The sequence below is a fragment of the Microbacterium ulmi genome, assembly GCF_011759705.1.
In the GTDB taxonomy this organism is placed as follows: Bacteria; Actinomycetota; Actinomycetes; order Actinomycetales; family Microbacteriaceae; genus Microbacterium; species Microbacterium ulmi.
This window is the reverse complement of the sequence record NZ_JAAOZF010000001.1, coordinates 861,484-886,735: the sequence shown is the minus strand read 5'-3', so window position 1 is coordinate 886,735 and position 25,252 is coordinate 861,484. Positions and strand designations below refer to the sequence as shown.

At 71.3% G+C, this 25,252-nt stretch carries 23 protein-coding genes and 1 tRNA gene; 19 read left to right on the top strand and 5 right to left on the bottom strand.

The window, feature by feature from the left end; translation table 11 throughout:
- Positions 1-41: 41 nt before the first annotated feature.
- The 8 genes from FHS08_RS04320 to FHS08_RS04285 all read left to right on the top strand — a co-directional run bounded on the left by FHS08_RS04320 (position 42) and on the right by FHS08_RS04285 (position 8,217).
- On the top strand, positions 42-971 hold the full coding sequence (locus FHS08_RS04320; RefSeq protein ID WP_341800404.1) for a carbohydrate ABC transporter permease: 930 nt from the start codon (positions 42-44) through the stop codon (positions 969-971).
- Positions 968-1,879 carry a carbohydrate ABC transporter permease gene (locus tag FHS08_RS04315; protein WP_167035770.1) on the top strand — a complete coding sequence of 304 codons (912 nt, stop codon included), beginning with the start codon at positions 968-970 and terminating at the stop codon, positions 1,877-1,879. Before FHS08_RS04320 ends, FHS08_RS04315 begins: the two co-directional genes overlap by 4 nt.
- The gene (locus FHS08_RS04310; RefSeq protein ID WP_167035768.1) at positions 1,876-2,562 is read left to right on the top strand and encodes a hypothetical protein; all 687 of its coding nucleotides are present in this window, start codon (positions 1,876-1,878) and stop codon (positions 2,560-2,562) included. Before FHS08_RS04315 ends, FHS08_RS04310 begins: the two co-directional genes overlap by 4 nt.
- A gap of 176 nt (positions 2,563-2,738) precedes the next feature.
- The gene (locus tag FHS08_RS04305) at positions 2,739-3,947 is read left to right on the top strand and encodes a Gfo/Idh/MocA family protein (protein WP_167035766.1); all 1,209 of its coding nucleotides are present in this window, start codon (positions 2,739-2,741) and stop codon (positions 3,945-3,947) included.
- A gap of 5 nt (positions 3,948-3,952) precedes the next feature.
- The gene (locus FHS08_RS04300; RefSeq protein ID WP_167035764.1) at positions 3,953-5,170 is read left to right on the top strand and encodes a DUF993 family protein; all 1,218 of its coding nucleotides are present in this window, start codon (positions 3,953-3,955) and stop codon (positions 5,168-5,170) included.
- The gene (locus FHS08_RS04295) at positions 5,167-6,054 is read left to right on the top strand and encodes a sugar phosphate isomerase/epimerase family protein (RefSeq protein ID WP_167035762.1); all 888 of its coding nucleotides are present in this window, start codon (positions 5,167-5,169) and stop codon (positions 6,052-6,054) included. The genes FHS08_RS04300 and FHS08_RS04295 overlap by 4 nt, the downstream gene beginning before the upstream one ends.
- A complete protein-coding gene (locus FHS08_RS04290) occupies positions 6,051-7,100 on the top strand; it encodes a LacI family DNA-binding transcriptional regulator (protein ID WP_243847218.1) in 1,050 nt (349 codons plus the stop codon). Before FHS08_RS04295 ends, FHS08_RS04290 begins: the two co-directional genes overlap by 4 nt.
- A 10-nt stretch (positions 7,101-7,110) precedes the next feature.
- Positions 7,111-8,217, top strand: a complete 1,107-nt coding sequence (locus FHS08_RS04285; RefSeq protein ID WP_167035760.1) for a glycerate kinase — start codon at positions 7,111-7,113, stop codon at positions 8,215-8,217.
- A 2-nt stretch (positions 8,218-8,219) separates the two neighbouring features.
- Here the strand turns inward: FHS08_RS04285 and FHS08_RS04280 are convergent, their stop codons facing one another.
- The 3 genes from FHS08_RS04280 to FHS08_RS04270 all read right to left on the bottom strand — a co-directional run bounded on the left by FHS08_RS04280 (position 8,220) and on the right by FHS08_RS04270 (position 10,903).
- Positions 8,220-8,498 (bottom strand): hypothetical protein, encoded by a 279-nt coding sequence (locus tag FHS08_RS04280; protein WP_167035758.1) that lies wholly within the window; start codon positions 8,496-8,498, stop codon positions 8,220-8,222.
- Positions 8,499-8,620: 122 nt separating this feature from the next.
- Entirely contained in the window at positions 8,621-10,261 is a 1,641-nt protein-coding gene (gene pgm, locus FHS08_RS04275; RefSeq protein WP_167035756.1) for a phosphoglucomutase (alpha-D-glucose-1,6-bisphosphate-dependent), read from the bottom strand.
- Between the two features lie 105 nt (positions 10,262-10,366).
- Positions 10,367-10,903 carry a flavodoxin domain-containing protein gene (locus FHS08_RS04270; protein WP_167035754.1) on the bottom strand — a complete coding sequence of 179 codons (537 nt, stop codon included), beginning with the start codon at positions 10,901-10,903 and terminating at the stop codon, positions 10,367-10,369.
- A gap of 116 nt (positions 10,904-11,019) precedes the next feature.
- Here FHS08_RS04270 and pheA point away from each other — a divergent pair, with 116 nt between their 5' ends.
- From pheA to FHS08_RS04255, 3 genes are read left to right on the top strand one after another with little or no spacing between them, the layout of a single operon-like run.
- The gene (gene pheA / locus FHS08_RS04265) at positions 11,020-11,979 is read left to right on the top strand and encodes a prephenate dehydratase (RefSeq protein ID WP_167035752.1); all 960 of its coding nucleotides are present in this window, start codon (positions 11,020-11,022) and stop codon (positions 11,977-11,979) included.
- Between the two features lie 2 nt (positions 11,980-11,981).
- Positions 11,982-12,416 carry a pyridoxamine 5'-phosphate oxidase family protein gene (locus tag FHS08_RS04260; RefSeq protein WP_167035750.1) on the top strand — a complete coding sequence of 145 codons (435 nt, stop codon included), beginning with the start codon at positions 11,982-11,984 and terminating at the stop codon, positions 12,414-12,416.
- Between the two features lie 20 nt (positions 12,417-12,436).
- Positions 12,437-13,720 (top strand): endo-1,4-beta-xylanase, encoded by a 1,284-nt coding sequence (locus FHS08_RS04255; RefSeq protein ID WP_167035748.1) that lies wholly within the window; start codon positions 12,437-12,439, stop codon positions 13,718-13,720.
- A 66-nt stretch (positions 13,721-13,786) separates the two neighbouring features.
- Here FHS08_RS04255 and FHS08_RS04250 read toward each other — a convergent pair whose 3' ends face one another.
- The gene (locus tag FHS08_RS04250; protein ID WP_167035746.1) at positions 13,787-14,842 is read right to left on the bottom strand and encodes an LLM class flavin-dependent oxidoreductase; all 1,056 of its coding nucleotides are present in this window, start codon (positions 14,840-14,842) and stop codon (positions 13,787-13,789) included.
- A 248-nt stretch (positions 14,843-15,090) separates the two neighbouring features.
- Between FHS08_RS04250 and FHS08_RS04245 the strand changes: the two genes are divergently transcribed.
- The 5 genes from FHS08_RS04245 (at position 15,091) to FHS08_RS04225 (ending at position 21,500) form a co-directional block, all read left to right on the top strand.
- A complete protein-coding gene (locus tag FHS08_RS04245) occupies positions 15,091-16,098 on the top strand; it encodes a LacI family DNA-binding transcriptional regulator (protein ID WP_167035744.1) in 1,008 nt (335 codons plus the stop codon).
- A gap of 195 nt (positions 16,099-16,293) precedes the next feature.
- Complete coding sequence (locus tag FHS08_RS04240) at positions 16,294-18,072, top strand: glycoside hydrolase family 13 protein (protein WP_167035742.1); 1,779 nt, start codon at positions 16,294-16,296, stop codon at positions 18,070-18,072.
- Between the two features lie 31 nt (positions 18,073-18,103).
- Positions 18,104-19,474, top strand: coding sequence for an ABC transporter substrate-binding protein (locus FHS08_RS04235; protein WP_167035740.1), 1,371 nt, complete (start codon positions 18,104-18,106; stop codon positions 19,472-19,474).
- 80 nt (positions 19,475-19,554) lie between these two features.
- Positions 19,555-20,523, top strand: coding sequence for a carbohydrate ABC transporter permease (locus FHS08_RS04230; protein WP_167035738.1), 969 nt, complete (start codon positions 19,555-19,557; stop codon positions 20,521-20,523).
- Positions 20,520-21,500 carry a carbohydrate ABC transporter permease gene (locus FHS08_RS04225; protein ID WP_341800299.1) on the top strand — a complete coding sequence of 327 codons (981 nt, stop codon included), beginning with the start codon at positions 20,520-20,522 and terminating at the stop codon, positions 21,498-21,500. Before FHS08_RS04230 ends, FHS08_RS04225 begins: the two co-directional genes overlap by 4 nt.
- 96 nt (positions 21,501-21,596) lie before the next feature.
- On the opposite strand, the gene FHS08_RS04220 is transcribed toward FHS08_RS04225, so the two are convergent.
- Positions 21,597-22,589 carry a diacylglycerol/lipid kinase family protein gene (locus tag FHS08_RS04220; RefSeq protein ID WP_167035736.1) on the bottom strand — a complete coding sequence of 331 codons (993 nt, stop codon included), beginning with the start codon at positions 22,587-22,589 and terminating at the stop codon, positions 21,597-21,599.
- Between the two features lie 117 nt (positions 22,590-22,706).
- Between FHS08_RS04220 and serS the strand changes: the two genes are divergently transcribed.
- The 3 genes from serS to FHS08_RS04205 all read left to right on the top strand — a co-directional run bounded on the left by serS (position 22,707) and on the right by FHS08_RS04205 (position 25,212).
- The gene (serS, locus tag FHS08_RS04215; RefSeq protein WP_167035734.1) at positions 22,707-23,972 is read left to right on the top strand and encodes a serine--tRNA ligase; all 1,266 of its coding nucleotides are present in this window, start codon (positions 22,707-22,709) and stop codon (positions 23,970-23,972) included.
- Positions 23,973-24,029: 57 nt separating this feature from the next.
- Positions 24,030-24,947, top strand: coding sequence for an HAD family hydrolase (locus FHS08_RS04210; protein WP_167035732.1), 918 nt, complete (start codon positions 24,030-24,032; stop codon positions 24,945-24,947).
- A 180-nt stretch (positions 24,948-25,127) separates the two neighbouring features.
- Positions 25,128-25,212 (top strand) — tRNA-Ser (locus FHS08_RS04205).
- The last annotated feature ends 40 nt before the right edge of the window (positions 25,213-25,252 follow it).

Below are 25,252 nucleotides of genomic sequence, written 5' to 3'. Positions count from 1 at the left end.
CACCCGGAGGGGCGCCGACGGCGACCTCGGGTCGTCCGGCCGTGAGCCGGACGACCCGGGGGGCGCGGCCAGGGGCCACCGCCCTCTCGCGCAGAGAGACCCGCGCGGGATACGGCTTCCTCACCCCGTGGCTCATCGGGTTCCTCGGCCTCACGATCGGGCCGATGCTGATCTCGCTGTACCTCTCGTTCACGAAGTACAACATCTTCCAGCCGCCGCAGTGGATCGGCCTGGACAACTACGTCCGCATGTTCACGCAGGACCAGGTCTTCCTCAAGTCCGTCGGCGTGACGCTGCAGTACGTCCTGATCGGCACCCCGATCAAGCTCGCAGGGGCTCTCGCCGTGGCGATGCTGCTGAACTACTTCACACGCGGATCGGGCTTCTTCCGCTCCGCGTTCTACGCTCCGAGTCTCATCGGGGCCAGCGTCTCGGTCGCGATCGTGTGGCGCGCGATGTTCACGACGGGCGGCCCTGTCGACAACTCGCTGAGCTTCTTCGGCATCGACCTCGGCGGGTGGGTCGGCAACGTCGACCTCGCGATCCCCATGATGATCATCCTTGCGGTGTGGCAGTTCGGCGCCCCCATGGTCATCTTCCTCGCCGGGCTCAAGCAGATCCCGACCGAGCTCTACGAAGCCGCGGAGGTGGACGGCGCAGGGCCTATCCGCAAGTTCTGGAACGTCACGGTTCCCATGCTCTCGAGCGTCATCTTCTTCAACCTGCTGCTCGAGACGATCCACGCGTTCCAGGTCTTCGGATCGGCGTTCATCATCTCCAACGGCTCGGGCAGCCCCGGTGGGATGCTCAACTTCATCACGCTGTACATGTACAAGCGCGGCTTCTCCGACGGCCAGATGGGCTATGCGTCCGCGATCGCCTGGGTCGTCGTGATCTTCGTCGCCATCGTCGCCGTCATCATGTTCCGCACCTCGAAATCGTGGGTGCACTACTCGGGAGACTCACGATGACCACCGTCACCGAGACCATCACCACGGCCGACGCGCGCGCTCTCGGCAGGCGGCGCCGCTTCGGCGGACCGCGCCGCAACCCCGTGGCGACCGTCATCTGGCTCGTCGTGCTCATCGCTCTCACGGCGGTCGTGCTCTACCCGATCGTGTGGCTCGTGTTCGCCTCGTTCAAGCCGTCGAGCGAGTTCGGGCAGAACTCGGGGCTGCTCGCGCTGAGCCCGACGTTCGACAACTACGTGAAGGTGTGGGGTGGCATCGCGGGCGTGCCGCTGTGGCGCTTCTTCGCGAACTCGGCGATCGTCGCGAGCCTCGCGGTCGTGGGGACGCTCGCCTCGTCGGCGCTCGCGGCCTACGCGTTCGCGCGCATCCCGTTCAAGGGCGTCGGCATCCTCTTCGCCGCGATGATCGGAACGCTCCTGCTGCCGTTCCACGTCATCATCATCCCGCAGTACATCATCTTCAATCAGCTCGACCTCATCGACACGTATGTGCCGCTGCTGCTGGGCAAGTTCCTCGCGGTCGAGGCGTTCTTCGTCTTCCTGATGGTGCAGTTCATCCGCAACATCCCGCGCGAGCTCGACGAGGCTGCGCGCATCGACGGGGCGGGCCACATCCGGATCTTCTGGGCCATCATCGTCCCGCTCATCCGCCCTGCGCTCATCACGGCCGCGATCTTCTCGTTCATCTGGACGTGGAACGACTTCTTCGCGCCGCTGATCTACCTCACCTCTCCCGAGAACTACACCCTCCCCGTCGCGCTGCGGCTCTTCAACGACGCGACGAGCACGTCCGACTACGGCGCGACGGTCGCGGCATCCTTCGTCGCCCTCATCCCCGTGCTGCTGTTCTTCCTGTTCTTCCAGCGCTTCCTCATCCAGGGGGTCGCGACGCAGGGACTGAAGGGATGAGCGCGGCGCGCAGGGCCGCAGCCGCGCAGCGCAGCGCCGCGCGAGCGGCGGCATCGGGCTCGGGCCCGCGCGACGACCGGTCGGCGCTGCCGCTGTTCCCCGGCGCGACGAGTTGGTTCGCGCTGCTGGGCGAGACGCTGCTGGTCGGCATCCTCGTCGCCGTCGTCTCGCTCCCCGTCGTGACGGCCCCCGCAGCCCTCGCCGCGGGAGCCCGGCACCTGCGCCGCTACGTGCACGCCGAGTCGTCGGGCCTCGCCGCGTTCTGGCGCGACGTGCGCGCGGCGCTCGCGGGCGGGGTCGGCGTCGGCGCCGGCGCGGTCGTCGTGGCAGCGCTCGCGCTGTTCGCGCTGGGCCTGGCAGGCAGCGACCCCTCTCCGGTCGGACGCGTCATGCTGGCCGTCGCCGCGTTGGCCCTCCTCGCGCTCGCGACGTGCGTCGCGCTCGCCGCAGGGGCGTGGGAGCCCCGAACGGGATGGCGCGCCGCCGTCGGCGGGCTCAGGGACCGGCTCGACGCCGACCCGGTCGCGGCGCTCTACACCGCCGGCGCCGTCCTCGCGCTCGCGCTGCTCACATGGCAGCTTCCGCCGCTCGCCGTCCCAGGGCTGGGGCTGCTCGCGCTCGCGCTCGTCGCCGTGCCCGAGCGCCGCCGTCGCGGCGCCGAGCCCGTGGAGGGGGAGCGATGAGCAGCGACCGGGCATGAGCCGATCGGCGGCGCTCCCTGCTGAGCGGCGCGAAGCCGTTGCACGAGCGACGGCATGCATGGCACGATAGGCTGGGAAAGCGCTTACCGAGCGATCTTCGAGCGATCGCACAGACACACGTCCCGCACGACGCGGGACCATCCAGAAACGGAAACACGATGTCAGAGACGACAACCCTCGCGGCGGCGCCGGCCGAGACATCCGCCGCCCGCCCCCACGCCCGCGAGATCGGGATCATCATGAACGGCGTGTCGGGCCGCATGGGCTACCGGCAGCACCTCGTTCGCTCGATCCTCGCGATCCGCGACCAGGGCGGGGTCGAGCTCCCCGACGGCACGAGGGTCACCGTCAAGCCCCTCCTCGTGGGCCGGAACGCCGTCAAGCTCGCCGAGCTCGCGGCGGCGCACGGCATCGAGGACTGCACGACCGACCTCGACGCGGCCCTCGCCGACCCGCGCTGGGAGATCTACGCAGACTTCCTCGTCACCAAGGCGCGGGCGGCGGCCATCCGCAAGGCCATCGCGGCCGGCAAGGCGATCTACACCGAGAAGCCCACGGCCGAATCGGTCGACGAGGCGCTCGAGCTCGCCCGCCTCGCCGGCGCCGCCGGCATCAAGACGGGCGTCGTCCACGACAAGCTGTACCTCCCCGGCCTGCAGAAGCTGCGCCGCCTCATCGACTCGGGCTTCTTCGGCCGCGTCCTCTCGATCCGCGGAGAGTTCGGCTACTGGGTCTTCGAGGGCGATTGGCAGCCCGCGCAGCGGCCCAGCTGGAACTACCGCGCGGAGGACGGCGGCGGCATCATCTCCGACATGTTCCCGCACTGGAACTACGTCCTCGAGAACCTGTTCGGCCCGGTCAGGAGCGTCTACGCGCAGGCCGCCGTGCACGTCGCGGACCGCTGGGACGAGAACGGCGACCACTACACCGCGACGGCGGAGGATGCCGCATACGGCATCTTCGAGCTCGAGGGCGGCGCGATCGCCGAGATCAACTCGTCGTGGACCGTGCGCGTCAACCGCGACGAGCTCGTCGAGTTCCAGGTGGACGGGACGCACGGCTCCGCCGTCGTCGGACTGTTCGGCGCCAAGATCCAGCACCGCAACGCCACCCCCAAGCCGGTGTGGAACCCCGACCTCGCCGACACGCACGACTACGGCGCCGACTGGGCCGAGGTGCCCGCCAACGACGTCTTCCAGAACGGCTTCAAGCAGCAGTGGGAGGACTTCCTCGTCTCCTACGTGCTCGGCACCCCCTACGAGTTCGATCTGCTCGCGGGCGCCCGCGGCGTGCGGCTGGCCGAGGCGGGCCTGCGCTCGAGCCGCGAGGGCCGCAGGATCGAGCTTCCCGCCCTGACTCTGGAGTGAGCGGGATGCCTCAGCTGACGCTCCTCTCCGACGCGGGCGCGACCTCGACCGTCGAGCTCGCGCAGGTCCCCGCCTTCACCCCGCCCGTCGGGCCGCTGCGCAGCCGCGTCGCCTACGCCGCCGCGCACGTCGTCCCCCTCGCATGGGCCGACAACACGCCGGGCCGGCCCGCCGAGGTCGACTGGGACGCGACGCTCGCCTTCCGCCGCCACGTGTACTCGTGGGGTCTCGGCGTGGCCGACGCGATGGACACGGCGCAGCGCAACATGGGCCTGGACGCCGCCGCGACCCGCGAGCTCATCGCGCGGTCGGCCGAGGTCGCGGGGGAGGAAGGGGGGCGCGTCGTCGTCGGCGTCAACACCGACCACCTCGACGAGCCCGTCGTCGCGCTCGAGGCCGTCGCCGATGCGTACAAGGAGCAGCTGCACTTCGCCGAGGAGCAGGGTGCGGGACCCGTCCTCATGGCGAGCCGCCACCTCGCGCGGGCCGCGGCATCCGCCGACGACTACCGCCGCGTGTACCGGGACGTGCTGCGTGCGGCGACGACCCCCGTCGTGCTGCACTGGCTCGGCACCGCGTTCGACCCCGAGCTCGCGGGCTACTTCGGGTCGGAGGACTGGGCCGCGGCATCCGACGTCCTCCTGGACGTCATCCGCGAGGACCCGGGCAAGGTCGCGGGCGTCAAGATGAGCCTCCTCGATGCCGACGCCGAGGTGTCGGTGCGGGAGCGGCTGCCCGAAGGCGTGCGGATGTTCACGGGCGACGACTTCAACTACGTCGGGCTCATCGGCGGCGACTCCGTTCCGGACGCTCGGCAGCCTGCCCGCGACCCGGCGTCGGCGCGCGGGCACTCCGACGCCCTCCTCGGCGCCTTCGCGGCGCTCGCCCCCGTCGCGTCCGCGGCGATCCAGGCGCTCGACGACGGCGACCCGGCGCGCTACCTCGAGATCCTCGGCCCGACGGAGCCGCTCAGCAGGCAGGTCTTCGCCGCGCCGACGTTCTACTACAAGACGGGCGTCGCGTTCCTCTCGTGGCTCAACGGGCACCAGCCCGCGTTCCAGCTGGTCGGCGGGCTCCACTCGGCGCGCAGCCTCCCGCATCTGTCGCGCATCGTCGAGCTCGCGAACGCGGCGGGAGCGCTCGAGGCCCCCGAGCTCGCGGCGATCCGCTGGCACGGGATGCTGCGCCACAACGGCCTCGACATCCCGGGAGCCCTCGCATGACCGCCCCCGATCCGCGCCTGTCGATCAATCAGGCAACCCTCAAGCACGCATCGCTCGCGGAGGCCCTCCGCGCGACCGCCGACGCCGGGGTACAGGCGATCGGCCTGTGGCGCGAGCCCGTCAACGAGGTCGGCCTCGACGTCGCGGCGCGCATGCTCGCCGACTCCGGCCTGCGCTTCTCGACGCACTGCCGCGGAGGGTTCTTCACGATCCCCGAGGGGGCCGCGCGGCGGGCCGCGCTCGACGACAACCGCCGCGCGATCCACGAGACGGCAGTCCTCGCCGCGGCGGGCGCACCCGGATCGGCAGCCGTGCTCGTGCTCGTCGCGGGTGGCCTGCCGGAGGGGTCGCGCGACCTGGCGGGAGCGCGGGAGCGCGTGCGCGATGCGCTGGGAGAGCTGGCTCCGGATGCCGCGGCCGTCGGCGTGACGCTCGCGATCGAGCCGCTGCATCCCATGTACGCGTCCGACCGGGCGGTCGTCTCGACGCTCGGGCAGGCGCTCGACCTCGCGGCCGGCTTCGACCCTGCCGTCGTCGGGGTCGCGGTCGACACGTTCCACGTCTGGTGGGATCCGGACGTGCTGGCCCAGATCGCCCGAGCAGGCCGGGAGCGCCGCATCGCGACCTATCAGGTGTGCGACTGGAGAACACCGCTCGAGGCGGACGTCCTCCTGTCGCGGCACTACCCGGGCGAGGGCGTCATCGACTTCGCCGCCCTCACGCACGCCGTCATGGAGACGGGATACGACCGCGACATCGAGGTCGAGATCTTCCACGCCGACGTGTGGGCGACGGCGCCGGACGAGGCGGTGCGTCGCACGGCGGCCGCCTTCGGCGCGGCCGTGTCGCCGCATCTGGCCTCGGCTCTAGACTCGCGACGATGAGCGCTGCGTCCGTCGGGACCGGGGGTGACCACACCCGAGCGTCGATGCCGACGCTGCACGACGTCGCGCGCAGCGCGGGCGTCTCGCTCGCGACGGCCTCGCGCGTGCTCAACGGATCGACCCGCAAGGTGGCGGAGTCCTATCGCGAGAAGGTCGAGGCGGCCGCCGCCGAGCTCGGCTACACGGCCAATCTGTCGGCGCAGGCGACCGCGAAGGGCACGGCGGCGATCGTGGCCCTGCTCGTGGCCGACATCGCCGACCCCTACTTCGGGCTCCTCGCGTCGGGCGTCGCGCGGGGTGCCGACGAGGCCGGCCTGGTCGTGACGATCGCGATCACGGAGCGCGACCTGCAGCGCGAGGTGCGGCTCGTGCGCGCGCTGCGCGGGCAGCGGCCGCGTGCGCTGATCCTCGCCGCGTCGCGGAGCACGGAGTCCTCCGCGCCGGAGCTGCAGCAGGAGCTGGACGCGATCTCGGCGACGGGCGGGCGCGTCGTCGCCCTCGGCCCCGGCGGAGGCGACGTGCGCACGGTGCTCATCGACAACCGGGGCGGAGCGCGCGCGCTCGGAGCGGCGCTCGCGGGCCGCGGCTACCGTCGCGCCGTCATCCTCGCGGCCGCGGAAGGCGTGCGCACATCCGACGACCGCATCGCAGGGTTCACGGAGGGCTTCGCGGCGGGCGGCGGCGCTGTCGAGCGGATCCATCGGGGCGCGTTCACGCGGGAGTCGGGCGCGCAGGCGATGCGCGACCTGCTCGCGCTCGGCATCGACCCGGGCACCGTCGTCTTCGGCATCAGCGACGTCGTCGCGATCGGTGCGCTCGCGACGCTGCGCGCTGCGGGGCGCGCCGTCGGCTCCGACATCGCCGTCGCGGGCTTCGATGACATCCCGACGGGCCGCGACGTCACGCCGGCGCTGACGACGGTCCGCGTGCCGCTCGAGGAAGTCGGATATCAGACGCTGCGCGCCGCCGTCGACGAGGCGTGGGAGCCGCACCCCGATGAGCTGAGCCCCGAGATCCTCCTGCGCGACAGCACGCCGGGTCTCTGAGGGCGCTGCCATGACGAGCATCGTCTTCGCGCCCGACAGCTTCAAGGGCTCGATCTCGGCCGCGGACGCCGCGACCGCGCTCGCCGACGGCTGGCTGTCGGTGCGCGGCGACGCGGCCGTGCTGCGCCCCATGGCCGACGGCGGAGAGGGCACGCTCGACGCGTTCGCGACGGCGGTCCCTGGATCGGCGCGGGTGCCGGTCGAGGTCACGGGGCCCGACGGCGCGAGCGTGGATGCCTCGTGGCTCCTGCTTCCGCCCGCGCCCGAGGCTCCGCACGGCACGGCCGTCGTCGAGCTCGCCTCCACGTCCGGCCTCGAGCTGCTCGGCGACCGGCGCATCGGCCTGGATGCCCACACTCTCGGCTTCGGACAGGCGATCGTCGCGGCGCTCGACCGGGGCGTCTCCCGACTCGTGCTCGGGATCGGCTCGAGCGCCTCGACCGACGGCGGCACGGGTCTGCTGACGGCGCTCGGCGCACGCTTCGCGGATGCCGCAGGCCGCCCGATCGCGCTCGGAGCACGCGGCCTCGGCTCGATCGACGCGGCGGACCTCTCGGCGCTGCGGCCGCTCCCGCCCGGTGGGGCGGTCGTCCTGACCGATGTGACCAACGCGCTGCTCGGCGCGCGGGGCGCGGCCGCCGTCTTCGGGCCGCAGAAGGGTCTCGACGTCGACGGCGTCGCGGCGGCCGAGGCGGGGCTCGCGCGCCTCGCGCGGTTCGTGCCGGCCGACCCGTCTGCGGCGGGTGCCGGCGCAGCGGGCGGCACGGGACTCGGGCTGCTGGCGTGGGGCGCGCGGCTCGTGCCCGGCTCGGCAGCGGTCGCCGAGCTCATCGGGCTGCGCGAGGCGGTGGCCGCTGCGTCCCTCGTCGTGACGGGGGAGGGCTCGTTCGACGGGCAGTCCGCGGCGGGCAAGGCGCCCGCGCACGTCGCGGCGGTCGGCGCCGAGGCGGGTGTCGCCGTCGCGCTCGTCGCGGGGCGCATCTCCCCGGATGCCGATACCTCGGGGTTCGCGGCATCCGTCTCGCTCACGGAGCTCGCAGGGTCGTCGTCCGCGGCGCTCGCCGACCCTGAACGGTGGCTGCGCGCCGCGGGCGAGCGACTCGCGCGAGCGCTCTGACGTCAGGGACGCAGGAGCCGTGGCTGCGGCCCCTCGACGCGCGCTATCGCGATCTTCACCTCGACGAGCTCTGCCTTGACACCGGCGAGATCCGATTCGATGCGCTCGAACCGCGCATCGACGTGCTCGAACCGCGCATCGATGAGGTCGAAACGTCGGTCGATCCGCTTCTCGAGGCGCGTGAGCATGCCGCTGACACCGCCGAGCACTCCGCCCGCGAACGTCACGGCCGCGACGAAGACGGCGACGGGCACGCCGATCACGTCCGGTGTCACGAGCATGCCCCCATTCTGCCGCGCGGTCGGCGGTCTGTCACCGACCGTAGGCGCCGCGAACAGGCCCCGGCTCCGCAGGACGACGGGAGTGGACGCCGGCCTCAGAGGACGGGCTGGGGAGGCCCGGATCAGCCCGCGAGCGACGCCGACACGACGGCGCGGGCCTCCTCCTGCACTTCGCGCAGATGCTCCGCGCCGAGCAGCGACTCCGCGTAGAGCTTGTACACGTCCTCCGTGCCCGAGGGGCGGGCGGCGAACCAGGCGTGCTCGGTCTGCACCTTGAGCCCGCCGATCGCGGCCCCGTTGCCCGGTGCGTGCGAGAGCTTCGCCGTGATGGGCTCGCCCGCGAGCTCCGTCGCGGTCACGGCCTCGGGCGCGAGGCGAGAGAGCGCCGCCTTCTGCGCGGGTGTCGCGGGCGCGTCGACGCGCTGGTAGACGGATGCCCCGTACTCGGCCTCGAGCTCGGCATACCGCTCGGACGGCGTCTTGCCCGTCACGGCGAGGATCTCGGAGGCGAGCAGGCACAGCAGGATGCCGTCCTTGTCGGTCGTCCACACCGAGCCGTCCTTGCGGAGGAACGATGCCCCCGCCGACTCCTCGCCGCCGAACGCGATCGAGCCGTCGAGGAGCCCTGGGACGAACCACTTGAACCCGACGGGGACCTCGACGAGCCTCCGGCCGAGCGCCTCGGCGACGCGGTCGATGATCATCGAGGAGACGAGCGTCTTGCCGATCGCGGCATCCGCGGGCCAGTCCGGCCGATGCGAGTACAGGTAGTCGATCGCGACGGCGAGATAGTGGTTGGGGTTCATGAGCCCCGCGTCGGGTGTGACGATGCCGTGGCGGTCGGCGTCGGCGTCGTTGCCCGTGAGGATGTCGTACTCGTCGCGACGGGCGACGAGCGAGGCCATCGCGGAGGGGGACGACGGATCCATGCGGATCTTCTCGTCCCAGTCGAGGGTCATGAACCGCCAGGTCGGGTCGACGTCGGGGTTCACGACCGTGAGGTCGAGGCCGTACCGCTCGCCGATGAGGGCCCAGTAGTCGACCGACGCGCCGCCGAGCGGGTCGGCGCCGATGCGCACCCCCGCGCGCCTGATCGCGTCGACGTCGACGATGTTCGCGAGATCGGCGACGTAGCCCTCGCGGAAGTCGTACTGCCCGATCGCGTCTCCGTCGAGGTCCTTGTACGGCGTGCGCCGCACTCCGTCGAGGCCCGAGGCGATGAGCGCGTTGGCGCGGTCCGCGATCCAGCTCGTCGCGTCGGTGTCGGCGGGGCCGCCGTTGGGCGGGTTGTACTTGAACCCGCCGTCGCGCGGCGGGTTGTGGCTGGGCGTGACGACGATGCCGTCGGCGCGGCCGAGGTCGGCGGCATCCCGCCCCTTGTTGTAGGTCAGGATCGCGTGCGAGAGGGCGGGCGTGGGCACCCACGAGTCCCGGGAGTCGATGCGCACGTCGACGCCGTTCGCGACGAGGACCTCGATCGCGCTGCGCTCGGCGGGAAGCGACAGACCGTGCGTGTCGCGCCCCAGGAAGAGCGGCCCCGTGATGCCCTGACCGCTGCGGTAGTCCACGATCGCCTGCGTCGTGGCGAGGATGTGGTCCTCGTTGAAGCTCGTCGACAGCGACGAGCCCCGATGGCCGCTCGTGCCGAACGCGACGCGCTGGTCCGGGATGCTCGCATCCGGCCTGCGGTCGTAGTACGCGGCGATGAGCTCATCGATGTCGATGAGGTCTGTTGCTTCGGCGGGCTGTCCTGCGCGGCTCATGCGTCCCAGTCTGCCTGGTCGCGCGAGATTGCGCGCATGTGCATGTCTGCGTGTGTGTGCGTCATCGCCGTGGCCGACGGATGCCGACGCCCGCGCGATCGCGCGTCAGGCGGCGCCGCCCCGCCGTGCGCCCGTGCGCTCCAGCTCGCTCGCGATGTCGTCGGCCCAGCGCCGGATCCCCTCCCAGTCCCGTGCGTCCTGGAGGTCCGGGGGAGTGCTGCGGACCATCGAGGTCTCGACGAACCCGTGCGGGTCGACGGGGAGGCGGCCTGCGAACACGATGTGCCCGCGCAGACCGGCCGACGCGGCGAGATCGAGGACCTTGCGCGGTTCGAGCCACCTCGTGTCGTGGGCGAGGTCCTCTTCCGCCTTCTCGCCCGTGGGGCCCGAGCTGAAGATCCAGAACGGGATCGCGGAGAGGGCCTCGAGGTGCCTCTTCAGGAAGCGCCGCGCATCGTGCAGCCATCGGCCCATGTACACGGCGCTGCCCAGCACGACGGCGTCGAAGCCGGCGACGCTCGCCACCGCCACGTCGACGCAGTCGGCATCCATCCCCTTCTCGCGGAGCTCGTCCGCGATCGCCTGCGCGATCTCGGCCGTCGAGCCGTGCTTCGTGGAATACGTCACCAGTACTCGTGTCATGCCCGCAGCATGCTCCTCGCCGTGCGCGGCAGGCAGAGGCGAAGGTCCCGTGGCCGCGACGTCGCGCCGCGGCATCCGACCCTCTGCCTCGGCGTGTCGCGGCTAGGCTGATCCGCGTGACATTCGAGTCCGACGCTCCCGCCCGACGCGCCTACAGCTACCTCGGACCGGCCGGGACCTTCACGGAGGCGGCGCTCGCACAGGTTCCCGAAGCGCGCGGCCACGAATGGCGACCCGTGCACAACGTGGCAGAAGCGCTCGCCGACGTCGTCGAGGGGCGCTCGCACGCCGCCATGATCGCCATCGAGAACTCGGTCGACGGCGGCGTCTCGACGGCGCAGGATGCGCTCGCGACGATGCCCGGCCTGCGGATCGTGGGGGAGTACCTCGTCCCCGTGCGGTTCGTCCTCGTCGGCAAGCCCGGCACGAGGCTCGAGGACGTGTCCCTCATCGCGGCCCACCCCGTCGCGTATGCGCAGTGCCTCCAGTGGCTCTCGGAGCATCTGCCCGCTCACGCGCACATCCCCGCCGCGAGCAATGTCGCCAGCGCCGTGGGGCTCACGGACGGGACGAGCGACGCGGATGCCGCGATCGCCCCGCCCGGCATCCTCGAGCATCACGATGTGGAGCTCCTCGCGGACGGCATCGGCGACAACCCGAACGCCGTCACGCGGTTCGTGCTCGTGAGCCGCACGGTGGCCCCGCCGTCTCCCACGGGCGCCGACAAGACCTCGATCATCGCGGAGCTCCCCGACGACCACCCGGGCGCGCTCCTGGAGATGCTGGAGCAGTTCGCGACGCGCGGCATCAACCTCTCCCTGCTCGCGTCGCGGCCCATCGGCGACGAGCTCGGACGCTACCGGTTCGTCATCGACGCCGACGGGCATGTGCTCGACGAGCGCATGGCGGACGCCCTGCTCGGCCTTCGGCGCTTCAGCCCGAAGGTCGTGTTCCTCGGGTCGTACCCCCGGGCCGACCGTGCGATCGTGCACTACCCCGAGCGATACTCGGACGACGTGTTCGTGGAGGCGCGCGACTGGCTGCGCGGACTCATCTCGGGAGAGCCCGAGGAGTGAGCGTGGGCGATCTCTCGCTCGATCCCTCCGTCCCCGCCCACGCGGCGGCTCTCGACCGTCTCGAGACCCGCGAGATCGCCTGGCTCGGCAGCACGGGACGCGACGGCTATCCGCACTCCGTTCCCGTGTGGTTCGTCTGGCACGACGGCGCAGCCGTCGTCTTCAGCCAGCCGCACGCGGCCAAGGCGCGCAACCTGAGGGCCGACCCGCGCGCGAGCCTCGTGCTCGAGACCGCCGCGCACGGCGAGGAGTGGGTCCTGCTGCAGGGCACCGTCGAGTTCTCGCCCGAGCCCGCGTCCGCGTGGCTCGAGCGGTTCGCCGACGTCTACCTCGCCAAGTACGGGGACGGCCTCGCCTTCCTCGGCTGGACGCCGGAGCGGATCACGGGCGACTACTCGCTCGTCCTCCTCTTCCATCCGCAGAGGATCATCGCCTGACCGGAGCAGAACGGAGATCCATGTCTCGGCCCGACCTCTCCCACCGGTTCCTGGACGTCGCGCTGCGCGTCGTCGCAGCGGACGGCACGCCCGTCACGACCGGCCCGATCGTCGTCGAGCAGACCGGCCACGCCTTCGGCTTCGGCAACATCGGCTTCGACTTCGTCGGGCTGCTCGGAGGAGAGGCCGGGCTGCTCAGCGGGGAGGGCGGGTCTCTCGGAGGAGAGGATGCCGCCGCCGCGCCCGACGGCGGCTCGTCGCGGCTGCTCGAGCAGTGGACCGACGTCTTCAACGCGGCGACGCTGCCGTTCTACTGGCGGCGGTTCGAGCCGAGGCGCGGCGAGCCCGACACCGAGCGGCTGCTCGTGACGGCGCGGTGGTTCCGCGATCGCGGCGTGACGGTCAAGGGGCACCCGCTCGTCTGGCACACGCTCGCACCGGAATGGCTCCTCCAGCTGAGCGACGCCGACGTCGAGGCCGCGCTCCGCGACCGCATCACACGGGATGTCACGGCGTTCGCGGGCGTCGTCGACCTGTGGGACGCCATCAACGAGGTCGTCATCCTCCCCGTCTTCACCGCCGAGGAGAACGCCGTCACGCGGCTCGCGCAGAAGAGGGGCCGCGTCGAGATGGTGCGCCTCGCCTTCGAGACGGCGCGCGAGGCGAACCCCGCCGCGCGGCTCGTGCTCAACGACTTCGACCTCTCGCCCGACTACGAGCGGCTCATCGAGGACGTTCTGGATGCCGGCATCCGCCTCGACGCGATCGGCCTGCAGACGCACATGCACCAGGGCTACCGCGGCGAGGAGCAGGTGTGGGGCATCCTCGAGCGCTTCGCGCGGTTCGGGCTGCCGCTGCAGCTGACCGAGACGACCCTCGTGTCGGGCGAGATCATGCCCGCGCACATCGTCGACCTCAACGACTACGTCGTCGACTCATGGCCGTCGACGCCCGAGGGCGAGGCCCGCCAGGCGGACGAGCTGCTGCGCCACTACCGGCTGCTGCTGTCGCACCCGGCCGTCGAGTCGGCCACGTACTGGGGCCTCACCGACGCGGGCGCGTGGCTCGGCGCTCCCGCAGGCCTGGTCAGGGCCGACGGCACGCCCAAGCCCTCGTACGACGCGCTCCGCGCGGCGGTGAAGGGCCAGTGGTGGCACGAGCCGCGCTCGTACCGGCCCGGCGCCGACGGATCGGTGCGCGTGCGCGGGTTCGCGGGCGACTACCGCGTGACGACCCCCGCCGGTGCGGCGACCTTCCGCGTGGAGCCCGGCGTCCGGGACGTCCGAGCACGCCTCACCCCCTGACCCCGCCCCTGCCGGGTCTGTCCGGGCCGCGGAGACGAAGAACCCGGCAAGGCCGGCCGGGGGCGGTCAGGACAACGCGCTCGACACGAGCTCGAGGGTCTGCGCTCGGCCGGGAGCGGCATCCCTCGGCTCGTCGTCGTACGAGCCCGCGACGGGCGAGATCATGACCTCGTCGACTCCCCACCGATCCGCGAACGCGCGCAGCTCCGCGGCAACCGAGGTGCCTGTGCCCACGAACCACTTCGCGCGGGCGCCCGCCATGATCTGGTCGCCGAGGGCGTCGAAGTCGGATGCCGCGGCCCGCGCCTGCTCGACGGTCTCGAGCGCGACGAGCGGACGGTTCTGCCGCAGCCGCGCCATCATGCGCAGCTGCGGGATCGCCCGCTCCTCGGCCTCCTCGGCCGTCGGGGCCGCGATCGCGTTCGCCGTGAGGAACGTGCGGGGCTCCGGGTGCGCGTCTGTCGCGCGGTACTGCGAGCGGTACAGGTCGAGCGCCCGCTCGAGGCCTTCGCCGGAGAAGTGGTTCGCGAACACGTAGGGGAGCCCGAGCGCCGCCGCGAGCTGGGCCGAGTAGTCGCTCGATCCGAGGAGCCAGACCTCGGGTGCCGTCGTCGCGGCGGGGGTCGCGTGCACATCGTAGGTGCCGCCCGACGCGAACTCGATCGTCGCGCCCTCCGGGGAGACGATCGCACGGATGTCGCGGATGTGCTGTGGAAAGCGCTCGACATCGCTCGTCGTCCCCGACATCCGCAGCAGCTGCGTGATGACGGGGTCGCTGCCCGGCGCGCGGCCGATGCCGAGGTCGATGCGGCCGGGTGCGAGCGCCTCCAGCGCCGCGAACTGCTCGGCGACCACGAGGGGCGAGTGGTTGGGGAGCATGACGCCGCCCGATCCGACTCGGATGCGGCTCGTGCGCGCGGCTGCCGCCGCGATCAGCACGGGCGGCGTCGTGGAGGCGACGGCCGGCATGTTGTGGTGCTCGGCGAACCAGTAGCGCCGCAGTCCGAGCTCGTCGGCGCGCTGCGCGAGGGAGAGGGATGCCGCGACCGCCTCGGCGCTCGTCTGTCCGGAGCGCACGGGCACGAGGTCGAGGACGGACAGGGCCGGGTGTGAATCACTCATCCCACGACACAACCCGCCGCAGCGGCATCCCTATTCCCCCTGCACCCCGCGCCGCCCCGCGCCGCCGCCGCCGCTGTGCCGACTCCATGGGATCCCGCCGAATCCACCTCGTCACTGCGCAGGTCTCGCCTGGATTCGGCGAGGGAGCGTGGATTCGCGAGCGCTGGGGGGGCGAGCACGGGCGGTAGAGAGAGGAGAGTTGCGGTGGTTTTGCGTGAATCTGCAAGTTTTTGCGTACACTGAACGCCATGTCGAAGCGTCTTGCCGAAGTCGCACGCAAAGTCGGTGTGAGCGAGGCGACCGTCAGCCGCGTCCTCAACGACAAGCCGGGTGTCTCGGACGCGACGCGGCAGGCGGTGCTCACAGCGCTCGACGTGCTCGGCTACGAGCGCCCGACGAAGCTCCGCGGCGAGCGCGCGCGACTCGTCGGCCTCGTGCTGCCCGAGCTCACGAACCCGATCTTCCCCGCGCTCGCCGAGATCGTCGGCGGCGGGCTCACGCAGAACGGCTACACGCCGCTCCTGTGCACGCAGAACGCCGGCGGCATCTCGGAGTCGGACTACGTCGACCTGCTGCTGCAGCAGCAGGTGTCCGGCGTCATCTTCCTCGGCGGCAACTACAGTCAGGCGGATGCTCCGCACGAGCACTACGAGCGGCTCCGGCAGGTGAACCTCCCGACCGTGCTCGTGAACGCGCGCATCGCGTCGCTCGACTTCGCGACCGTGTCGACCGATGACTCGGCGGCCGCCGAGCAGGCGGTGCTGCATCTTCACCAGCTGGGCCATCGCCGCATCGGCATGCTCATGGGGCCGCTCGACCACATCCCCTCGCAGCGCAAGCTGGATGCCGCACGCCGGCTGCTCGGGCGGCTGGGCTCTCCGCTCGACGACGCCATTGTCGTGAGGGGGCTCTACTCCCTCGAGTCCGGCCAGGCCGGGGCATCCCGCCTCTTCGCGGGCGGCGCGACCGCGATCGTCTGCGCAAGCGATCCCCTCGCCCTCGGCGCCGTGCGCGCCGCCCGTCGCGCGGGGCTGCGGGTACCCCACGACGTGAGCGTCGTGGGCTTCGACGACTCGGCGCTCATGAGCTGCACCGAGCCTCCGCTGACCACCGTGCGGCAGCCGATCGAGTCGATGGGCCGGACCGTCATCGACCTGCTCCTGTCGCAGATCGCGGGCACGACCGAGCCCGGCGACGAGCTGCTCTTCGAGCCCGAGCTCGTGCTGCGGGCTTCGACGGGCCCCGTCTCCTCCTAGCCGTCCTCGCACGAGCGACGGATCCCCGCGCCCGGGCCGCCCGGCGACGCCGCGCGCCACCGCGCCGCCGCGCCACCCCACCACCGCACCGATGCGCAATCGTGATCTTGCAGAGAACTGTCCAAGACTTGCAGGAACAGTGAGACAAAGCTACATTCGTGCCAACGAGACTTTGCCCCGACGACGAGGAGCCCCGTGGACAGCGACGTCCTCACGCGAGACGACCAGGCCGACCGCCCGGACGCCGTCATCTCCCCTTCGTCGACCGATCCGCTGTGGTGGCGGTCCGCGGTGATCTACCAGGTGTACGTGCGCAGCTTCGCCGACGGCAACGGCGACGGAACCGGCGACCTCGCGGGGGTCCGGCAGCACCTCGGCTACCTCAAGGATCTCGGCGTCGACGCACTCTGGTTCAACCCCTGGTACCCGAGCCCCCTCGCGGACGGCGGCTACGACGTCGAGGACTACCGCGACATCCATCCGCAGTTCGGCACGCTGGCCGAAGCCGAGGCGCTCATCAGCGAGGCCCTCGACCTCGGCATCCGGACCATCATCGACGTCGTCCCGAACCACATCTCGGATCGGCATCCGTGGTTCCAGGCGGCCCTGCGGGCCGGCCCGGGCAGCCCCGAGCGCGAGCGGTTCTGGTTCCACCCCGGCAAGGGCGAGAACGGCGACGAGATCCCGACGCATTGGGTCTCGAGCTTCCAGGGCGAGACGTGGACGCGCACGACGAACCCCGACGGCACGCCAGGCGAGTGGTACCTGCACCTGTTCACCCCCGAGCAGCCCGACCTCAACTGGAACCACCCGGATGTCCGGCGCGAGCACGAGGAGATCATGAGGTTCTGGTTCGACCGCGGTGTCGCCGGCGTGCGGATCGACTCGGCAGCGCTGCTCATCAAGGACCCGGACCTCCCGGAGGTGGGGGACAAGCGCGACCACCCGACGGAGGACCGCGACGAGCTGCACGACGTGTACCGCTCGTGGCGGGCGGTCGCCGACTCGTACCCCGGCACGCGCATCCTCGTCGGCGAGGTGTGGGTGCCCGACATCGTCCGGTTCACGAACTACCTGCGTCCCGACGAGATGCACACGGCGTTCAACTTCGACTTCCTCGCGCGGCCGTGGAGCGCCGCGTCCTTCCGCTCCTCGATAACGGCGACCCTCGCGGCGCACGCGCCCGTGGGCGCCCCGAGCACGTGGGTGCTCAGCAACCATGACGTCACGCGGCCCGTCACGCGCTACGGCCGCGAAGACACGACGTTCGCGTTCCTCAAGAAGCGCTTCGGCGTGCCGACGGACCCAGAGCTCGGGCGCGACCGCGCGCGGGCGGCGGCGCTCCTGGTCGCGGCCCTCCCCGGCAGCCTCTATATCTACCAGGGCGACGAGCTGGGCCTTCCCGAGGTCGAGGACCTCCCGCGCGAGCTCATCCAGGACCCCATGCACTACCGCTCCGGCGGTGTGGACCCCGGGAGGGACGGATGCCGCGTCCCGCTCCCGTGGTCGGGCGACCGCGCGCCCTTCGGGTTCGGCCCCGACGGCGTCCAGACGTGGCTGCCTCAGCCCGCGGACTGGAGGACGCTCACGGTCGAGGCGCAGGAGGCCGACCCCGCCTCGACCCTGCACCTGTATCGCGACGCGCTGCGCCTGCGCCGGGAGCTGCCTGAGCTGGGCGACGGCCCTCTCGAGTGGATCGACGGGCTCGGCGAGGACGCGCTCGCGTTCCGCCGCGGCGACCTCTTCGCCTGCATCGTGAACGCGGGAGAGCGGCTTGTCCGCCTGCCGCACGGCGCGAGCCTCCTCCTGTCCAGCAGGCCGCTCGAGGGCGACCTCCTCCCGGCCGACTCCGCGGCGTGGGTGCGGCTTGCCGGCGCGCAGTCGACCGCGGGCGCCCTCACGACCGCGGACAGCGGAACACCCCATGCATCGAGCAACACCCCCACCCCGAGGACTGACGCGTCGAGGGGCTGACGCGGCATCCTTCAGTCAGAAAGGAAAGACGATGAAGTCACCAGCAAGGGTCCTGCTCGCCGGTGTCGCCGTCGCGGCGACCGTCGGCGCTCTCGCCGGCTGCTCGGCCGGCGACGACGGCAGCGGCAGCAGCGGCAAGACGGAGCTGCGCGTCGCGACGTTCCCCCCTGGCGCGGACGAAGCCGCGTACACGGCGTTCGCCGCGCAGGAGGCGCAGTTCGAGGAGGAGAATCCCGACATCGACATCATCGGCGTCGAGTACGAATGGGAAGGACCGACCTTCGCCGTGCAGCTCGCAGGCGGAAGCCTCCCCGACGTGTTCACGGTGCCGTTCACGGACTCGAAGACGCTGCTCGAGAACGGCCAGCTCATGGACGTCACCGACGCGATGGACGAGCTGGGGTACACCGACTCGTTCAACCCGATCATCCTCGACGCCGTCAAGGACGCGGACGGGCGCATCTTCGGCTTCCCCCGCCAGGCGTACGCGGCGGCGCTCCACTACAACCGCGACCTCTTCGAGCAGGCGGGCCTCGACCCCGACGACCCGCCGTCGACCTGGGACGAGGTGCGCGCCGCGGCGAAGCAGATCCACGACGCGACGGGCAAGGCCGGCTACTCGCAGATGGCGATCAACAACACGGGCGGCTGGCAGCTGACCTCGCAGACGGTCGCGCGCGGCGGGCGCACGCAGATCGACGACATGGACGGCACCTCCGAGTCCACGATCGACAACCCCGCCACCAAGGCGACGTTGGAGTTCCTGCACGCGCTGCGCTGGGAGGACGACTCGTTCGGCTCGAAGTTCGATCTGGACTGGGGCACGATCAACCAGGAGTTCGCCGCGGGGAACATCGGCATGTACACGTCGGGCTCCGACATCTACACGGCCCTCGTGCGCGACTTCGGGCTCGACTCCAGCGTCTACGGCATGACCGTCGTCCCCCTGGAGGGAGCGGATGCGGGAACCCTCGGCGGCGGCGACATCGCCGTCATGAGCCCGACGATCGACGACGTGACCAAGGCCGCGGGCGTCACATGGATCGACTGGTACTACATGCAGAAGCTCCTCGACAAGGATGCCGCCGTGCTCGACGCCAAGACGCTCAACGAGTCGGGCCAGGCCGTCGGCACGCCGCTGCTGCCGGTGCTCAGCCGCGAGCTCTACGAGGAGTCGCTCACCTGGATCGAGCCGTACATCAACGTGCCGCGCGACCAGATGAAGCCCTTCACGGACGCGATCTGGGACCAGACGCCCGTCGGCGAGCCGAAGAAGGCGACGCAGGACGTGTACGCGCTGCTCGACCTGGTCGTGCAGGCCGTCCTGACGGACGAGAATGCCGACATCGACGCGCTCCTCGCTCAGGCGCAGACGGACGCGCAGGCCAAGCTCGACGAGTGACCGAGCGGATGCCGCGGGGCCGGGAGACGCCGGTCCCGCGGCACTCCCGCCCCCGCCCCACCAACACAGCAAGGTCGACGATGACGATGACGATCCAGGAGCGGCCGGCCCCGGCATCCGCTCCGCCCCCAGGCGCCCCGCAGAGACGAAAGCGCCGGCGGTCTCCCGTCACGTGGTATCGCGGTGGGGGACTGTGGAACCTGCTGTTCCTCGTGCCGATGATCTTCGTCTTCTTCTTCTTCTCGTGGTCGCCGATCGTGCAGTCGATCGTCATGAGCCTGCAGAAGACGAACCTGATCGTGTCGGAGTGGGTCGGCATCGACAACTACCTCACGGTCCTGACCGATCCGCAGCTCGGCCGCGCGGTGATCAACACCCTGTACTTCGCCGTGCTCGCGCTCGTGTTCGGGTTCCCGCTGCCGCTGTTCATGGCCGTGCTCATGAGCGAGGTCAAGCGCGGCAAGGGCCTCTACTCGGCTCTCGCCTACCTTCCCGTCGTGATCCCGCCGGTGGTCGCCGTGCTGCTGTGGAGGTTCTTCTACGCCGCCGACCCCAACGGCGTCTTCAACACCGTGCTGTCGTGGTTCGGCATCCCGCCCCAGCCGTGGATCCAGTCGGTCGTGCAGGCGATGCCGTCGCTCGTGCTGCAGGCGACGTGGGCCGCGGCGGGCGGGTCGATCATCATCTATCTCGCGGCGCTGCTCAGCGTCCCGCCCGAGCTGTACGACGCGGCGGAGGTCGACGGGGCGGGCATCTGGCGCAAGGTGTGGCACGTCACGATCCCGCAGCTGCGCGGCATCCTCTTCATCATGCTGATCCTGCAGGTCATCGCGACGGCGCAGATCTTCCTCGAGCCGTTCCTGCTGACGGGCGGCGGCCCCGTCGGCGCGACCCGGACCATCCTCCTGTACATCTACGACAAGGCGTTCCGCAACAGCCTGGGCGGCGACTACGGCGAGGCGACGGCCGTCTCGGTGCTGCTGGCGATCGTGCTCGCCGTCCTGTCGTGGCTGTACTTCAAGCTGACCAACCACTGGAGCACGACGTGACCGCCTCCCTCAACGCCGCGCAGCGCAAAGAGGGCATGCGCGGCTTCCTCGCACGCCGCAATCCCTCGGGGGGACGCAAGCGCGACTCGATCGACGACCTCGCCGAGCGGACGATCGTCTCGGAGTCGGAGCGCCGGCGCCGGGGCACGCGATTCGGGATGGCGCTGACCCACGTCTTCCTCGTCACGACGCTCGTGATCGCGGGCCTCGGGCCCATCCTCTGGCTCGCGAAGGCGGCCGTCACGCCGACGCAGGACACGCTCCAGCAGCCGTTCGCCCTCTGGCCCAACGGCATCGACTGGGCCAACCTGTCGGCGGCGTGGAACGACATCCACATCGACCAGTTCTTCTTCAACACGATCGTGCTCGCGGCCGGCGCATGGTTCGCGCAGCTGTTCGTCGCGACGACGGCGGGCTACGCGCTCTCGGTGCTGCGGCCGAAGTACGCGCCGATCTTCAACGGGCTCGTGCTCGCGACGCTGTTCATCCCGGGCATCGTCCTACTCGTGCCGCTGTATCTCACGATCGTGCGACCGCCGTTCGGCGTGCCGTCGCTGCTCAACAACTACCTCGCGGTGTGGCTGCCGATGGCGGCGAACGCGTTCAACATCCTCCTGGTGAAGCGCTTCTTCGACAATCTGCCGCGTGAGATCTTCGAGGCGGCGAAGACGGATGGCGCAGGGCCGTTCCGCCTGTTCTGGTCGGTCGTGCTGCCGATGTCCAAGCCCATCCTCGGAGTGGTCTCGGTGTTCGCGATCATCGCGGCCTGGAAGGACTACCTGTGGCCGAGCCTCGTGCTGCGCGACCCCGCCGTGCAGCCGCTGTCGGTGCGGCTCCCCGCCGTGCAGAGCCAGACCGAGCTCGACGTCTTCCTCGCGGCGCTCGCGATCGCGACCCTCATCCCGATCGCGATGTTCCTGGTCTTCCAGAGTGTGTTCCTGCGCTCGGCGGGGCTGGGGGGCGCCGTCAAGGGATAGTGCCGTGGCCGCCGCGCGGCGTCGGGGCCGGTGCGTGGATGCCGCCGTGCGTCCGGGGCCGGTGCGTGGATGCCGCCGTGCGGCGTCGGTGCGCCGTCAGAGCCCCGGGACCTCGTGCCCCTTCGGGATCGCGAGCAGGAGGTCGCCTGCCGCGATGCGCGCGTCGACCTTGACGGCCTCGCCGAACTCGTCGCCGTCCAGCTGCACGGGCTTGGCGTCCGTCGCGGCGAGCTCGAGATGCGGCCCCTTGCTGTAGCGGACCGAGCTGTCCCTCGTGCGCAGCGCGAGGATCCGGCGCCCCGTGCGGAACCGGCGCAGCACGCTGTTGTCCCATGCCACCCGCCGCCACACGAACATCCAGCCGAACGGGCCCTTCGGCTGGAAGACGACGATGTCCATCGCGCCGTCGGCGACGGAGGCCTCGGGGATGAGCTCGAGCCCGGCCGGGAGCGAGCCGCAGTTCGCGAACAGCACGCTCTGCACGCGCGCGGTGTGCAGCCGGTGCCCCTCCACCTGGTACATCACCCGGAACGGCTTCGCCATCGGCAGCGATCGGGCTGCGCCGTCGACGTAGGCCACCCACCCGACGGTCTTCTTCAGCTGCGGGTTCGTGTTGGCGATCATCGCGGCATCCAGGCCCAGTCCGCCCATCACGACGAACGCATGCCTCTCGGTCTCGCCGCCCGGTCGCGTGAGGGTCGCCCACCCGACGTCGATCGCGAGCCGGTCGCCCGCGAACGCCGCCGCGATCATGGTCTCGCGATCGTTGAGCGGGAGCTTGATGTTGCGGGCGAGGAGGTTTCCCGTTCCGCTCGGAACGATCGCGAGGGGCACGCCCGAGCCCGCCATGGTCTGGGACACGGCCCGCACCGTGCCGTCGCCGCCCGCGACGAGCACGGCGTTCGCGCCTTCGTCGAGGGCCCTTCCCGCCGCGTCGCCGCCGAGGTCGTCGACCGTCGTCTCGAAGAAGAGCGGACGCCGCCACCCCGCGGTCTTCGACTGCGCCGAGACGCTCGCGCGAAGCGCCTTCGCGTCGACCTTGGTCGGGTTGTAGACGAGCGCCGCACGCGGGTGGGCGGCCTGGATCATGGTGCCACGATAGCGTTCCCGTGCGCGGGCGGGCCGGAGCCCCGCGGATCGGCCGGACGCTCCGGCGTCGGGGTGCGCTCGGGGCGACGGCCGGGAGCCCGCGTCTAGACTGGGCGGGTGATCGATCCCGCGCTTCTTCGCGACAATCCCGAGCTGGTCAGGCGTTCCCAGGAGAAGCGCGGGGAGTCGCCCGTGACCGTCGATGCCGCGCTCCACGCCGATCGCGTGCGCCGGGCCGCCATCACGGCGTTCGAAGAGCTGCGCGCGGCACAGAACGCGCACGGCAGGCGGGTCGCACAGGCGCCGAAGGACGAGAAGGCCGCGCTCGTGGCCGAGGCGAAAGATCTGAGCGAGCGCGTCAAGGAGGCGCAGCGGGCGGTCACGGCCGCCGAGGAGGCTGCGGACGCGGCCTTCGCCCGGCTCGAGAACATCGTGATCGACGGCGTGCCCGCGGGCGGCGAGGAGGACTTCGTCACGCTCCGCACGCACGGGCAGCCCGCGCAGTTCGACTTCGAGCCCCTCGACCACCTCGCGCTCGGCGAGAGGCTCGGCGCGATCGACATGGAGCGCGGCACGAAGGTCTCGGGCAGCCGCTTCTACTTCCTCACGGGCGTCGGGGCCCGCCTCGAGTACGCGATCATGTCGCTCGCGCTGCAGCGCGCCCTCGACGCCGGGTTCATCCCGATGATCCCGCCGACTCTCGTCCGCCCCGAGGTCATGCGCGGCACGGGCTTCCTCGGTCAGCACTCCGACGAGGTGTACCGGCTCGAAGAGGACGACCTGTACCTCGTCGGCACGAGCGAGGTCCCCCTCGCGGGCTACCACATGGGCGAGATCCTCGACCTCTCGCGCGGCGCGAAGCGCTACGCGGGCTGGTCGACGTGCTACCGGCGCGAGGCCGGCTCGTACGGCAAGGACACGCGCGGCATCATCCGCGTGCACCAGTTCAACAAGCTCGAGATGTTCGTGTACACGACACCGGAGGATGCCGAGGCCGAGCACCTGCGGCTCGTCGCGCTGCAGGAGGGCATGCTGCAGGACCTCGGCCTCAGCTACCGCGTCATCGACGTCGCGGCGGGAGACCTCGGATCGAGCGCCGCGCGCAAGTACGACGTGGAGGCGTGGGTCCCCACGCAGGACGCCTATCGCGAGCTCACCTCGACCTCGAACTGCACGACGTACCAGGCGCGGCGGCTCGACATCCGCCACCGCCCCGACGGCGGCAGGACGCAGCACGTCGCGACCCTCAACGGCACGCTCGCGACCACCCGCTGGATCGTGGCGCTCCTCGAGACGCATCAGCGCGCCGACGGCTCGGTCGCCGTCCCCGAGGTGCTGCGCCCATACCTGGGCGGACTCGAGGTCCTGGAGCCGGTCGCGTGAGCACGCGTCCCGCGTCCCGCGCGCGTCAGCGCGCCGATCGCCCGAAGGGGCGATCCGATGAGTGAAGCGCACCTGCCCCCCACCGGGACCATCAAGGTCGTCAAGCCGAAGAAGGCCGCGAAGCTCGTCGAGGAGATCGCGGAAGACACCGAGAACCCGGATGTCGCCACCGAGCGCCTGCTCATCGCCCTCGACATCGACGGCACGATCCTCCTCGAGGACGAGTCGCTGAGCCCCGGGGTCGTGGAGGCCGTCGAGCACGCGCACCGTGCGGGCCACGAGGTCATGCTCGCGACGGGGCGCTCGTGGGAGGGCACGCGCGGCATCCTGCGTGTGCTCGAGATCGCGCCCGAGTACGTCGTGTGCTCGAACGGGGCCGTCGTCATGAAGCGCGCGGAGGGTGACTTCGCCGAGGAGACGAGGTATGAGCGCTTCCACATCGAGACGTTCGACCCCACCGAGGTGCTGACGCTCCTGCACGACGAGCTGCCGCACGCGCACTACATGGTCGAGCTCGCCGACGGGCGGCGCCTGTACACCGAGCCGATGCACGACTGGAACCTCTCGCAGGCCGCGCAGGTGCCGTTCGCCGAGCTGTCGGCCCAGCCCGTGTGCCGCGTCGTCGTCGTCTCGCCGGGGGAGTCGGAGCGCGAGTTCTCCGACATCGTGTCGCGCATCGGCCTCAACCAGGTCTCCTACGCGATCGGGTGGAGCGCATGGCTCGACATCGCGCCGTACGGCGTGGACAAGTCGACGGCGCTCGACCGCGTCCGTGGATGGCTCGGGGTCGATCCCGCGCACGTCCTCGTGATCGGCGACGGACGCAACGACGTCGGCATGCTGCGCTGGGCGCGCGAGAACGGCGGGCGCGCCGTCGCGATGGCGCAGGGGCCGCAGGAGGTCAGGGATGCCGCGGGCGAGACGACCGGCTCGGTCGAGGCCGGCGGGGTCGCGGCGGTGCTCCGGCAGCTGTAGCGGCCTGCCTGCCTGGCCGGTCGTGCGGGCGCTGCGGCGCGGGAGCCCGCGGCGCGGGAGGCCGCGGCGTCCGTCAGCCGTTCAGGATGCCCTCAGGAGGCCATGCGACGATGGCTCGCAGTGCCGTCGACTAGACTCGACGCCTGTTCGGCGGATGCCGCAAGCATGCGGCGGACGTCGGGAGGGTTGTCCGAGCGGCCGATGGACCTGGTCTTGAAAACCAGTGGGCAGCGATGTCCCGTGGGTTCGAATCCCACACCCTCCGCTTTCGCGAGGTTGCAGACCCGACGCACGACCCCCCGAGA